This window comes from Hyphomonas sp. UBA4505, assembly GCF_002388685.1.
Taxonomy (GTDB): Bacteria; Pseudomonadota; Alphaproteobacteria; order Caulobacterales; family Hyphomonadaceae; genus Hyphomonas.
On record NZ_DGMZ01000009.1, the window covers coordinates 100,384 to 112,288 of the forward strand.

13 protein-coding genes and 1 riboswitch are annotated in these 11,905 nt (G+C 58.9%); of the genes, 11 read left to right on the top strand and 2 right to left on the bottom strand.

Going from position 1 to position 11,905, the window contains the following annotated elements:
* The first annotated feature begins 2 nt into the window (after nucleotides 1–2).
* From cobT to cobD, 11 genes are all read left to right on the top strand, one after another.
* Nucleotides 3–1,040, top strand: coding sequence for a nicotinate-nucleotide--dimethylbenzimidazole phosphoribosyltransferase (gene cobT / locus B3527_RS05675; protein ID WP_290479323.1), 1,038 nt, complete (start codon nucleotides 3–5; stop codon nucleotides 1,038–1,040).
* Nucleotides 1,037–1,795 carry an adenosylcobinamide-GDP ribazoletransferase gene (cobS, locus tag B3527_RS05680; RefSeq protein WP_290479322.1) on the top strand — a complete coding sequence of 253 codons (759 nt, stop codon included), beginning with the start codon at nucleotides 1,037–1,039 and terminating at the stop codon, nucleotides 1,793–1,795. Before cobT ends, cobS begins: the two co-directional genes overlap by 4 nt.
* Entirely contained in the window at nucleotides 1,786–2,322 is a 537-nt protein-coding gene (gene cobC, locus B3527_RS05685) for an alpha-ribazole phosphatase (protein ID WP_206992964.1), read from the top strand. The genes cobS and cobC overlap by 10 nt, the downstream gene beginning before the upstream one ends.
* Entirely contained in the window at nucleotides 2,319–2,921 is a 603-nt protein-coding gene (gene cobO, locus B3527_RS05690) for a cob(I)yrinic acid a,c-diamide adenosyltransferase (protein WP_290479321.1), read from the top strand. Before cobC ends, cobO begins: the two co-directional genes overlap by 4 nt.
* Nucleotides 2,922–2,977: 56 nt before the next feature.
* Nucleotides 2,978–3,166: riboswitch (cobalamin riboswitch) on the top strand.
* 163 nt (nucleotides 3,167–3,329) lie between these two features.
* A complete protein-coding gene (locus B3527_RS05695) occupies nucleotides 3,330–5,177 on the top strand; it encodes a TonB-dependent receptor plug domain-containing protein (RefSeq protein ID WP_290479320.1) in 1,848 nt (615 codons plus the stop codon).
* Between the two features lie 9 nt (nucleotides 5,178–5,186).
* Nucleotides 5,187–6,014, top strand: a complete 828-nt coding sequence (locus B3527_RS05700) for an ABC transporter substrate-binding protein (RefSeq protein ID WP_290479319.1) — start codon at nucleotides 5,187–5,189, stop codon at nucleotides 6,012–6,014.
* Complete coding sequence (locus B3527_RS05705; RefSeq protein WP_290479318.1) at nucleotides 6,011–7,003, top strand: FecCD family ABC transporter permease; 993 nt, start codon at nucleotides 6,011–6,013, stop codon at nucleotides 7,001–7,003. Before B3527_RS05700 ends, B3527_RS05705 begins: the two co-directional genes overlap by 4 nt.
* Nucleotides 6,996–7,757: an ABC transporter ATP-binding protein gene (locus tag B3527_RS05710; RefSeq protein ID WP_290479317.1), complete on the top strand. Its 762-nt coding sequence runs from the start codon at nucleotides 6,996–6,998 to the stop codon at nucleotides 7,755–7,757. Before B3527_RS05705 ends, B3527_RS05710 begins: the two co-directional genes overlap by 8 nt.
* Nucleotides 7,754–9,238: a cobyric acid synthase gene (locus B3527_RS05715; protein WP_290479316.1), complete on the top strand. Its 1,485-nt coding sequence runs from the start codon at nucleotides 7,754–7,756 to the stop codon at nucleotides 9,236–9,238. The genes B3527_RS05710 and B3527_RS05715 overlap by 4 nt, the downstream gene beginning before the upstream one ends.
* The gene (cbiB, locus tag B3527_RS05720; protein WP_290479372.1) at nucleotides 9,238–10,188 is read left to right on the top strand and encodes an adenosylcobinamide-phosphate synthase CbiB; all 951 of its coding nucleotides are present in this window, start codon (nucleotides 9,238–9,240) and stop codon (nucleotides 10,186–10,188) included. The genes B3527_RS05715 and cbiB overlap by 1 nt, the downstream gene beginning before the upstream one ends.
* Entirely contained in the window at nucleotides 10,185–11,183 is a 999-nt protein-coding gene (gene cobD / locus B3527_RS05725) for a threonine-phosphate decarboxylase CobD (protein WP_290479315.1), read from the top strand. Before cbiB ends, cobD begins: the two co-directional genes overlap by 4 nt.
* Here cobD and cobU read toward each other — a convergent pair.
* Both cobU and ccoS read right to left on the bottom strand, forming a co-directional pair.
* A complete protein-coding gene (gene cobU / locus B3527_RS05730) occupies nucleotides 11,167–11,676 on the bottom strand; it encodes a bifunctional adenosylcobinamide kinase/adenosylcobinamide-phosphate guanylyltransferase (protein ID WP_290479314.1) in 510 nt (169 codons plus the stop codon). The genes cobD and cobU overlap by 17 nt on opposite strands.
* Before the next feature lie 76 nt (nucleotides 11,677–11,752).
* Complete coding sequence (gene ccoS, locus B3527_RS05735) at nucleotides 11,753–11,905, bottom strand: cbb3-type cytochrome oxidase assembly protein CcoS (protein WP_084333195.1); 153 nt, start codon at nucleotides 11,903–11,905, stop codon at nucleotides 11,753–11,755.

An 11,905-nucleotide genomic window follows, 5' to 3' on the forward strand; every position in this document is an offset into this window, starting at 1 on the left:
TCATGCAGACACCTACAGATACGGATGCATCCCATTCTGAAGCGCAATTTGAAGCTCAGATTCGCGCAGCAATCGACGGCAAAACCAAACCAGTTGGCGCGCTGGGGGGGATCGAAACGCTTGCTGTTCAGATCGCGCAGATCCAGAAATCCCTGACGCCTCGCGCGGACACATGCAGGCTCTCCATCTTTGCAGCTGACCATGGCATGGCAACAGCGGGTGTCTCGGCATTCCCGCAGGATGTGACCCGCCAGATGGTGCTCAACTTTCTTTCGGAGGGCGCAGCCGCCAATGTCTTCGCCCGTTCTGTTGGCGCGAGCGTCCGCGTGGTTGACGCTGGAGTAGCTGGACAGCTGATCGATCACCCAGGCCTGATCCCACGTCGGATCGCAGCAGGCACGGCCAACGCCATTGAGCGGCCCGCCATGACATCTTCCGAGCGCGCTGCTGCGCTGTCTTCCGGGTCAGCGCTGGGTCATGAAGGCGACGAAACGGTTGCGTGTTTTGGCGAGATGGGCATCGGCAACACATCCTCAGCAAGCCTCGTGGCGGCCAAAATACTCGGAGTGCCAGTTGCCGACCTGACTGGACGGGGCACAGGTCTCGACGATGATGGTCTTCGCCGCAAATGCGAACTGTTGGAAAAAGCTGCAAACCGGACGAACGATAAACTGGAAGCTGGTCTGGCGCTCCAGGAGTATGGCGGCTTCGAGATTGCCATGATGGCCGGCGCCATGATCGGAGCAGCAGCGAGCGGCAAGATTGTCATCGTGGACGGCTTCATTGCGACAGTCGCCGCATTGGCCGCTGAAGCGATTTCACCCGATTGCCTGAAGAACATGATCTTTGCGCACCAATCCGCAGAGGCCGGACATGGGCGTGTACTGGCCGCGCTAAAGGCCAGGCCTTTGCTGCATCTGGGCATGCGCCTGGGCGAGGGTACGGGCGCATTGCTCGCCTTTCCGCTTGTGAAGGCAGCCGCAGCGATGCTGCGTGAGATGGCGAGCTTCGAGAGCGCCGGAGTGAGTGGCCCGGCATGAATGGCGAACTCGCCAAACTCGTACTCGCTGTGCAATTTCTGACTCGGCTACCGCTCAGAACAGACAAGATGTTCACACCGGAGCGCATGGCGCAAGCGCCGAGATATTTCCCCCTGGTCGGCATACTTGTGGGGCTCGTGAGTGCGGGCGTTTTCTGGATCGCCGCCCTGGTCCTGCCGGACTTCATGGCGGCGTTGCTGGCGGTCAGCGCAGGCCTGCTGCTGACAGGTGCGTTCCATGAGGATGGCTTGGCCGACACGTTTGACGGCATTGGCGGCGGACATACACCTGTTCGTGCATTGGAAATCATGAAGGATAGTCGGCTCGGCACATATGGGACCGCCGCGCTGTTCCTGGCGCTCGCAATCAAGGTGGGTGCGCTGTCGGCGATACCGCCAATCTGGGTCTGCGCTGCCCTGCCCGTTGCGCATTGCGTCTCTCGGTTCTCAGCTGTGTGTGTGATCGCGACCAGCCGGTATGTGCGGGAGGAAGGTACGGGAAAGCCTGTGGCAACGGGTATATCTGCGTCCAGCTTGATAATTGCCGGTTTCACAGCGTTGGGGGCTGTTGCAGTCGGTGCTGTCCTGTTTCCTTTCGTCTCACTTTTGTCCGGTATTGTTTCATTGTGTTTCGCGCATGTTCTAATGCGCCTGTTCTTTGAGCCCAAACTGGGGGGCTATACGGGCGACACGCTCGGCGCGGTACAGCAAGCAAGCGAGATCGGATTCTATCTGGGGCTCCTCGCATGGCTCTGACCCTCCTTCGGCATACAACGCCTGATGTCGCACCCGGCACCTGTTATGGTCGAACTGACCTGGCGCTCGCGACCTCTTTTGCGGACGAGGCCAGCATCGTTCTGGCCGGACTGCCACGGATAGACCGCATCGTATCGAGCCCGCTGACCCGGTGCGCTGAGCTTGCCGAATTCGTCGGAGAACGGAGTGGGCTGAACATCATCCGGGATGAACGACTGGCCGAGATGGATTTCGGAACATGGGAGATGAAGCCCTGGAGCGAATTGCCGAGACATGAACTCGATGCCTGGGCGTCGGACTTCCTCCATGCGAGGCCTCATGAGGGGGAAAGCGTCGCCATGCTGACCGCCCGCACTCAGAACGCCATAGCCGAATTCAACCACCCCGACAGCCACACTCTTGTCGTGACCCATGCCGGCGTAATCAAGGCAGCCTTTGCCGCGCTCGGCGGCCACCATCACTATCAGAGCTCGGTCGCCTATGGCGGCCTCATCACGCTGCTGGAACACTCAGGAAACGCGACATGACCGACGACACTTCCCATACTGAAAAGATGAAGGCGCTGCAGGCAGAGCAACGCAAGAAGACCGACGCGGCCGCCGTGCCGGATCGCGGGCTGGTGCTGGTTCACACGGGAAATGGCAAGGGCAAGTCAAGCTCGGCCTTCGGCGTCATTGCCCGTGCCCTTGGCTGGGGTCACCATGTGGGGGTCGTCCAGTTCATCAAGGGCAAATGGATTACCGGTGAACGACAATTCTTCGACAAGTTCCCCGATCAACTCGAATGGCACACAATGGGTGAAGGCTTCACTTGGGACACACAGGACGAGGCTCGCGACATCGCCGCCGCCGAGGCAGCGTTCGACCGTGCGAAAACCATGATGGCGAATGGCTCCTACAATCTTGTTGTGCTGGATGAGATCAACATCGCCATGCGCTATGACTATCTCTCAACCGACGCTGTTCTCGAGGGACTGAAAGCGCGCGACAGCCAGACCAGCGTCATCCTGACGGGGCGCGATGCCAAACCCGAACTTTGCGACTATGCCGATCTTGTCAGCGAGATGGTCGAGGTGAAGCACCCCTTCAAAGCGGGGCTCAAAGCCAAGCGTGGCGTCGACTTCTGACCATTTTGCCGCGCGTCCTGTAATAGCGGCAGTATTGACAGGTCGCGAGGCTTGCAACATTACCACTTTCAGATGGTGCTTTCTGCAAGGAAAGCTAAGAGGGAAGCCGATGTGAATTCGGCGCTGTACCCGCAACTGTGAGCCGGGAGTTGAAGGCCATACAGCCACTGGAGCAATCGCTCTGGGAAGGCGGCCTGAGATGACGATCGGTGAGCCAGGAGACCTGCCATCGCGTCGTTCGTCCGGAGGCCGGGAATAGTTCTCAGCGGGCGGGAAGGCTTCAAGCCTATCCTTTGTAACGACATCCGAACCCCTGGGCCTGGCCGTCCGCACCAATCACAAGGTGAGGCCAGATTGTCGTTATGAACTGCATCCACCATTCGGGCGGCTGGGATGCGAGGAAAAGATATGTTCTACAAAACCGCCCTGCTGGGGGCTGTTGCGTTCGGCTTTACCGTCTCGGCGACCGCCCAGACTGCAAGCATCGAAGAAACCAAACTCGATACGATCATCGTCAATGGATCACGCCTTGACCAGACGATGACCGAAATTGGCTCAAGTGTCTCCGTCATCACGCGGGACGACCTGGAAGAGTTGGGCGTCGACTTTGCCCTGGACGCTATTGCAACCGCGCCCGGTGTCACGGTCAACCAGAACGGCGCCTTTGGCGGCAACGCCAGCGTGCGTATACGCGGTGCTTCCAATGACCAGACATTGGTGCTGATCGACGGCGTACCCGTAAACGATCCGACCGGCACCGGTGGCGGCTACAACTTCGCTTATCTGGACACAGACACCATTGAGCGTATCGAAGTGCTGAAAGGCCCGCAATCGACGCTCTGGGGGAGTGATGCCATTGGCGGCGTCGTGTCCATCACGACCAAGCGCCCCACAGAAGGCTTGTCAGGCACGGTGTTCGGCGAATACGGCTCCTTCAATACATTGCGCGGCGGCGCGTCGATCAGCAATGCGAATGAAATCGGTGATTTCCGGCTCGCGGCTACCGGACTGACCACAGATGGTATTTCCAAAGCGGATGAGGCGAATGGTAACTCCGAAGACGACGGCTACGACTCACAGACGGTCTCGGCCAAAGGCGGTTTGAACCTGCCGGCCAGTGTTCGTCTCGAAACCAGCCTGATGTGGAGCGACGCAGAGTCTGAATATGACAGCTATGCGTTCGGTGCGCAGGGCAGCGTGGCGGATGGTGATGAGGTCACGAATTCGGAGACGCTGTCTGGAAACATCACCCTGAAAGCGCCACTGTTCGATGGCCGACTCGAGAACCTTGTTCAGATTGGCTATGCCGATATTGAACGCGAAAATACGTCAAACGGTGTCCAGAGTTATTTCACCGAAGGTGACCGCGTGCTGTTTCGCTATCAGGGCACATTCGCCATCAACGACACAAATACATTGGCCTTTGGAACGGAGCGCGAAGAGACAAGTGCCAATGAGCAAGAGTCCTCGATTGACAGTTTGTTTGCGCTCTACGAATTCAAACCCGTGGACAGTTTGACACTGACAGGCGGAATTCGGGTCGACGATCACGAGACTTTCGGCTCTGAAACAACGGGTCGCGTGGCAGCAGCCTGGACCGCAACAGATCAGCTCACCTTCAAGGCAAGCTGGGGTCAAGGCTTCAAGGCACCCAGCATCTTTCAGTCGACCTATATCTGCACCTTCTGTGGACTGACCGCCCCCAATACCAACCTCAAGGCTGAAACCTCCGAGGCTTATGACATTGGTGTGCAATGGCAGTCTGCTGACGAGCGCATCGTCCTTGGTGCAACCCTGTTCGATCAGGAAACCGAAAACATGATCGATTTCTCTTACACGGCTGGCTACGACAATATCGCCCTTGTGGACTCGCAGGGGGGCGAGTTGACTGGCGCTTACGCGATCAACAACTGGCTGGGTATCGCGGCGAGTTATACGTTCATTGACTCAGATGATGGCAACGGAAACGCATTGGCCCGCCTCCCGGAAAGCACCGGGAACATCTCAGCTTCTTTTGATCCGGACGGCCCCTTCTCTGGCGCAGTGCTCGTTCGCTACAATGGCGAAGAAACTAATACAGACGGATCCGAACTCGACAGCTGGACACGCGTCGACCTGACCGGCAGCTATGATCTCAATGATACAGTCGAAATCTATGGCCGGATCGAGAACCTGCTCGATGAGGAGTACCAGCAGATCCTGGGATATGGCACACCCGGACTGTCCGGATCTGTCGGCGTGCGGCTCCGCTACTAGGACATCTCCATGTCGAGGCTGATGATCCCAATTCTTGCGCTTCTTCTGTCTGCTTGCGGACAGGCCGGCAAGAATGTGCTCACAAAGCCTGAGCGCCCTGCCCGGATTGTCAGCCTCGACTATTGTGCCGACCAGTATGTTTTGAAGCTTGTCGACCGGGAACGCATCCTGGCCTTGTCGCCGGATGCGGGTCGGGAATTTTCCTATATGCGGAACACCGCCGACGGCATCGCGACCGTCAGGCCAAACGCCGAGAATGTACTGATCCTCAAGCCCGACCTTGTTGTGCGGTCCTATGGCGGCGGACCGAATGCCGCCGCGTTCTTCGAGAAGGCAGGCGTGCCTGTGGTGGAAGTTGGTTGGACGCCTGACATTCCTTCCGTGATGAAAAACACGCAACGCATCGCCAACGAGTTGGGAGAGCCTGAACGGGGTGCGGTCGTGAACACTGAGATGCAACACCGCCTTGCGCGGTTGAGAAAGCGCGAGACTGGCCAGACCGCATTGTACATGACGCCCGCAGGTGTAACGACCGGACCGGGCTCGCTGATTCATGAAATGATCGTGGCGGGGGGCCTGACCAATATGGAAACAGAACATGGCTGGCGATCCATCCCGTTGGAAACGCTTGCCTATGAGAAACCTGATGTCGTAGCGGCTGCCTTCTTCGGATCGCGCACCAATCATCCGGACGCGTGGAGTCCGATGAAGCACCCTGTCGCAAAGGCGCAGCTTACCCAGAGCGAAGTCGTATCGCTTGAAGGCGCGTGGACCTCGTGCAGCGGCTGGTTCTTGATGGATGCCGTCGAGGCGTTGGCCGGAAAGGACGGACAATGACGCGTGAAACCCTGCTCATGCCGACATTGATCGCCGCAAGTGTGTTGGCAATTCTCTCGGCATGCCTCCTCGGATCAACCGCCCTGCCCGCCGACCGGTTGCTGGCAGCCCTCTTCGGGGGAGCGGAAGCAGGCGACCGCCTGGTCGTTTGGCAGATACGGCTGCCGCGGGCGATCGCGGCTTATATCGTCGGGGCCGCGCTGGGCATCAGCGGCGCTGCCTTGCAGGGCTTGCTGAGGAACCCTCTGGCAGAACCGGGGGTTCTGGGAGTCTCGGCGTCTGCGTCGCTTATGGCTACGTTCGCACTCTATTACGGGATCGCCTCGATCACGCCCTGGGCCGTACCGATTGCCGCGATCATTGGTGCACTGACGGCAACAGCTCTCATTACCATCGCCGCATTGCGCACCCAGTCTGTTGTCACGCTCATCCTGATCGGTGTTGGCCTGTCGAGCTTTGCTGGCGCGGCCATGAGCCTGTTGATGAACCTGGCACCGAACCCGTTTTCACTATCTGACATGATCAACTGGATGCTGGGCTCAGTTGCCAATCGCAGCTTTGACGAAATTACGCTGGCGGCGCCCTTCATCCTTGCGGGCGGCGCAACTCTGTTTGCTACGCGGCGCGGTCTGTCTGCATTAACTCTCGGCGAAGAGGCAGCAGCAGGGATTGGCCTCAATCTGCGGCGCCAGCAGATATTCACCGTGGTTGGCGCGGGTCTGGCAACCGGTGGCGCGGTGGCGCTGGCTGGAGCAATTGGCTTTGTCGGCATTGTTGCGCCTCATATCATTCGTCCCTTCGTCGGGCATGACCCAGCGCGCTCGCTTGTGCCGTCTGCGCTGTTCTCCGGATTGATCCTGGTCGTCGCTGACATTTTCGTTCGCCTGATGCCGACGTCAGCGGAGCTTAAACTCGGCGTTGTCGCGGCGCTCATCGGTGCACCCGCTTTTGTCTGGATCGCGATGCAAAGGCGGACCGGAAATGACTGATCTCGTCGTCGAAAACATCTCCGTTCTCGCAAGGGAGAGCGTGCTGGTAGACGATGCCAGCTTTCGCCTCGGCTGTGGCGAGTTCGTCGCGCTGCTTGGTCCGAATGGTGCGGGCAAGACGAGCCTGATCCGCGCCGGTCTGGGCCTGCAATCGGCGAGTGCGGGGCTCAGCTTGCTTGGCGGTAAACCGGTTGATGCTCTCTCACCGACGCAGCGCGCCCGGCAAATAGCCTACCTTCCCCAGACCCGGCCGCTTGCCTGGCCGAATAGTGTCCGTGACGTCGTATCCCTTGGGCGGTTCAGCCACGGAGCGCCGTTGGGCCGCTTGAAAGGATTAGACGCCGAAGCCGTTGACCGCGCGCTTCAGGCCTGCGGACTTCTGGAACTGGCGGGGCGCCGAACGGATACGCTTTCAGGCGGGGAGCTGGCCCGCGTCCATTGTGCGCGCGCGTTTGCCGCCGAAGCGCCTTTGCTCATCGCGGATGAGCCCATAGCTGCGCTGGACCCCCGTCAGCAATTTCGGATTCTCGACCTGATCCGCACCTATGTGGACCAAGGTGGCGGCGCACTGGTCGTGCTCCATGATATTCAGCTCGCTGCACGCTATGCCTCTCGCATGGTCTGGATGAAGGATGGGCGTATTGAAGCGGATGGCCCTCCGTCCGAAACACTGACAGCCGAGCGAATGAGAGACATTTATGGCGTTGCGGCACGGGTCGAGGGGCTGAACATTCATATTGACGGTGCCGCATGACCGCCCGCGCACTGATGTTGCAAGGCACTGGCTCGGATGTCGGCAAGTCTGTCCTGACGGCGGCCCTTTGCCGGATCGCGCGGCGCCGAGGTCTGAGTGTTGCCCCCTTCAAACCTCAAAACATGTCCAACAATGCCGCCGCCTGTCCAACGGGGGGTGAAATTGGCCGCGCTCAGGCGCTGCAGGCGCGTGCGGCAGGTCTGGATCCCCATGTTGACATGAATCCGGTGCTGCTGAAGCCCCAGACAGACTGCACCGCGCAGCTCGTCGTGCATGGCAAGGCTACTCATGCCATGGAAGCCGCAGACTATATGGCCAATCGCGACCAGTTGATGGGCGCAGTCATGGAGAGCTTTGGCCGACTTACCAATGCGTACGATCTGGTCATTGTCGAGGGCGCCGGCAGCCCGGCGGAAACAAATCTGCGCGACCGGGACATAGCAAATATGGGGTTTGCCCGACGCGCGGGCGTTCCCGTTTGTCTGGTTGGCGACATCGAAAAAGGTGGTGTCATTGCCAGTCTTGTTGGAACACGGAATGTAATTGAGAAGAAAGACAGTGCGATGATCCGCGCCTTTCTGGTGAACAAGTTCCGGGGCGATTTGAAACTGTTTGATGAAGGCGTGACGGAAATCGAAACCCGCGCCAGGTGGCCGTGCCTCGGCGTGATACCCTGGTTGCCCGCCGCTTCGAAACTGCCTGCCGAAGACGCGCTCGTCCTGGACACGCCGCTCACACCCTCTGGAAAGGCTTTGAAAATCGCGGCACCCATACTGTCGCGGATTGCAAATTTCGACGATGCCGACCCTCTCAAGCTTGAGGAGAACGTCAAATTCAGTTGGATTCCTCCGGGCCAGGCCATTCCGCGCAACACGGATGTTGTTATCCTGTTTGGCACGAAATCAACACTCGGTGATCTCGCTTTCCTGCGCGCACAGGGTTGGGACCACGACATCATCGCGCACGCACGTGCGGGAGGCCGGGTGCTCGGTATTTGTGGAGGATACCAGATGCTTGGCAATCGGGTCTCTGACCCTTTCGGCGTCGATGGTGACCCGGGCGAGGCAGCCGGCCTTGGATTGCTCGATGTCGATACGATCATGACCCGGCACAAGGAAGTGAAACCTGTTAGCAGAGGCGTGACGGCCCTGGGACCGACTACATCCGGTTATGTCATTCATGCTGGTCGCACGTCAGGCCCTGATGCGAACCGGCCATTCATAAATTTTGGTGCGGAGCAGGATGGCGCGCGCAGCGCAAATGGCCGGATCGAAGGAACATATCTGCACGGAGCATTCGCAGGCAATGAGTTTCGCCGCGCGTGGCTGGAACAGGCCGGACATTTTCGCGGGGCAAATCTCGACTATGGTGCGGCGGTGGACACCGCTCTGGACGAATTGGCCGATGGCGTCGAGCAAGCCGTGGATGTTGATGCGCTGCTGAAGCTTGCGGAGGAGCCTGGTTGGCGCCGGAAAACTTGATGGGGTTCGCGCCGTTGATACTGTGCGCATGGGGGTTGGAGGTTACAATTGGCTGGCCTCAACAACTGTTTCGCCGAATTGGTCACCCCGTGACATGGCTGGGCGGAGTAATCGGCACCGCGGACCAGATGCTCAACCGCCCGGATTGGTCGCACGGGGTTCGTTACCTGATCGGCGGATTTGCAAGTGCGGTTCTCGTATTGAGTGTCGCCACTCTGGCGCACGCCATTTCGAGCCTGTTGCCTCCAACGCTTGTCGGAACTGTTCTTGAAGCAGCCATCGCCTCAAGCCTCATCGCGTCCCGTAGCCTTCATTCGCACGTGGCTGACGTGGCGAAACCGCTAACGACCGGAGATATCAGTGGAGCACGCCAGGCGGTTTCATTGATCGTGGGCCGGGACCCTGCGCAACTGGAGGAAGATGGCATCGCGCGCGCAGCGCTGGAAAGCCTGGCCGAAAACATGTCTGACGGCGTGATTGCTCCGGTATTCTGGGGGCTTGTATTCGGATTGCCGGGAATTGCTGCGTACAAAGCCATCAACACACTCGATTCGATGATCGGGCATCGCAGTGACCGGCACTATGCGTTCGGTGGTTTTGCCGCAAGACTGGATGACGCGGCAAACTTCCTTCCGGCGCGCCTGACGGGCTTGCTCCTCGCCTTCACCTCCCTGAAGGGACAAGCGTGGAGAGTGATGCTGAGAGACGCAAGACGACACCGTTCTCCCAATGCTGGATGGCCTGAAGCTGCAATGGCGGGCGCGCTTGGCATTCGGCTGTCGGGACCGCGCGCATATGAAGGACGCACCACCAGTCAGCCCTGGCTAAATGGTGGTGCGAGAGATCCGGCGCGGGGTGATGTGTTGAGGGGACTGGCGCTGTACCGCCGTTCATGCGCGATGGCATTCGCATTGGTGGCATTGGTCGTTTTCGGAGCGTACATGTTATGAGGCACGATCTCGTTCACGGTGGCTCCCTCGACAAGATGCGCGCCGCATTTCCAAATGCGTCAGGGCCATGGATAGATCTATCGACCGGAATCAATCCGTGGTCCTATCCAGTACCGGATGTTTCGCCAGATACGCTGAATGCCCTGCCGACCCGCGACGCATATCAACAATGCCGAGCCGCCATGGCATCGGTCATTGGCGCGCCCGCTGACACATTGGCGCTTGCGCCTGGAAGTGAATTGCTGATCCGGCTGTTGCCGCAGATCATTTCTCCGAAACGTGTCGCGGTTCTGACCCCCACTTATGGGGATCATGCACAAGTTTGGCGCACAGCCGGATGTAGCGTCATAGAAACCACTTCCCCCCTGTCTTTATCCAGTGACGTCGACGCCGTCGCCATCTGCAACCCAAACAATCCTGATGGGCGTCTCTTCCATCCGGATGAACTGGAGGCAGCTCGTGCGAAGCTGGCAGAGCGGGGCGGATGGTTGATCGTGGACGAGGCGTATACTGACCTTGCACCAGAGTTCAGCCTCGCCCGGTATGCCGGGGCACCCGGCTTGATTGTGTTGCGGTCCTTTGGAAAATTTTACGGGCTCGCTGGCCTGCGCCTTGGCGCAATCATCGCTTCTGAAGATATACTGCGACCGATATCAAACCTTCTCGGTGTTTGGCCCGTATCCGGATTGGCGCTCGACATTGGCAAGCGCGCCTATCAAGACACTTCCTGGCAAGTCAGCACACGAGCGCGGCTTGACGATGCCCGAAGACGTCTGGACGAGATATTGGTGGGCACCGGAATCAAGGAGATTCACGGAACCAATCTTTTTCGGTTTGTTGAGTGCGAAGATGCTCATCTGATCTGGAGACGACTCGCCGAGCGCGGCATTTACGTGCGTCGCTTTTCCTGGTCGAACCAGCATCTGCGTTTTGGCCTCATCGCGAACGAAGCGGCAGAGACGCGATTGCTGGAAGCGCTCAGCCTTTCAGTCTGAGCGGAAGGCCGGCAGCGACAAAATCCACCTGATCGCAAACAGCAGCAACATTCTGGTTCAGCCGCCCCTGTGCATCCCGAAAAGCCCGTCCCAAAGATGTCTCCGGCACCAACCCCAGGCCAATTTCATTAGAGACGAGTGCAATCTGCACCTGTGACGACTGGAGCGCATTACAAAGCGCCATAGTTTCCTGCTCTATATCTCGATTGTGGTGGAATAGATTGGAGAGCCAGAGCGTCAGGCAATCTATGAGTACGGACTCACCCGGATTGATCTCTCCCTGAATCACGGACACCAGATCAAGCGGCGCTTCAATTGTTCGCCAGCCTTCACCGCGATCGGCCTGATGCCGTTTAATCCTGTCGGTCATTTCGGCATCGAGTGCCTCGGCGGTTGCCACGAACAGGCGGTGCGGCGAGGCGGCCTCTGCGAGAGCCTGCGCGCGGGCGCTTTTACCGGATCGTGCGCCCCCCAGAATGAGGAATTTCGTCATCGGCTCAATAAGCAGAATTGCATCGGCTTGGCCAAATTATTCGTCTCGGTTCATGTGCGCTCAGTCGGCGGCTGGATCAGGCGGGTGTATCGTCGTCGTTATCCAGAATGCGATAGGCAGGTCCCTGCATGTCGTCAAACTGACCCGAGCGGATCGACCATACAAACGCGCCCAACCCCAGCAGGCCAAGTGCCAGAGCAACTGGAATGAGATAGATGATGATGGTCAT

Bases quoted from the DNA above. Each gene is read 5' to 3' on its own strand.
- cobT (WP_290479323.1), top strand. From the start codon at position 3: ATGCAGACACCTACAGATACGGATGCATCCCATTCTGAAGCGCAATTT.
- cobS (WP_290479322.1), top strand. From the start codon at position 1,037: ATGAATGGCGAACTCGCCAAACTCGTACTCGCTGTGCAATTTCTGACT.
- cobC (WP_206992964.1), top strand. From the start codon at position 1,786: ATGGCTCTGACCCTCCTTCGGCATACAACGCCTGATGTCGCACCCGGC.
- cobO (WP_290479321.1), top strand. From the start codon at position 2,319: ATGACCGACGACACTTCCCATACTGAAAAGATGAAGGCGCTGCAGGCA.
- B3527_RS05695 (WP_290479320.1), top strand. From the start codon at position 3,330: ATGTTCTACAAAACCGCCCTGCTGGGGGCTGTTGCGTTCGGCTTTACC.
- B3527_RS05700 (WP_290479319.1), top strand. From the start codon at position 5,187: ATGTCGAGGCTGATGATCCCAATTCTTGCGCTTCTTCTGTCTGCTTGC.
- B3527_RS05705 (WP_290479318.1), top strand. From the start codon at position 6,011: ATGACGCGTGAAACCCTGCTCATGCCGACATTGATCGCCGCAAGTGTG.
- B3527_RS05710 (WP_290479317.1), top strand. From the start codon at position 6,996: ATGACTGATCTCGTCGTCGAAAACATCTCCGTTCTCGCAAGGGAGAGC.
- B3527_RS05715 (WP_290479316.1), top strand. From the start codon at position 7,754: ATGACCGCCCGCGCACTGATGTTGCAAGGCACTGGCTCGGATGTCGGC.
- cbiB (WP_290479372.1), top strand. From the start codon at position 9,238: ATGGGGTTCGCGCCGTTGATACTGTGCGCATGGGGGTTGGAGGTTACA.
- cobD (WP_290479315.1), top strand. From the start codon at position 10,185: ATGAGGCACGATCTCGTTCACGGTGGCTCCCTCGACAAGATGCGCGCC.
- cobU (WP_290479314.1), bottom strand. From the start codon at position 11,676: ATGACGAAATTCCTCATTCTGGGGGGCGCACGATCCGGTAAAAGCGCC.
- ccoS (WP_084333195.1), bottom strand. From the start codon at position 11,905: ATGACCATCATCATCTATCTCATTCCAGTTGCTCTGGCACTTGGCCTG.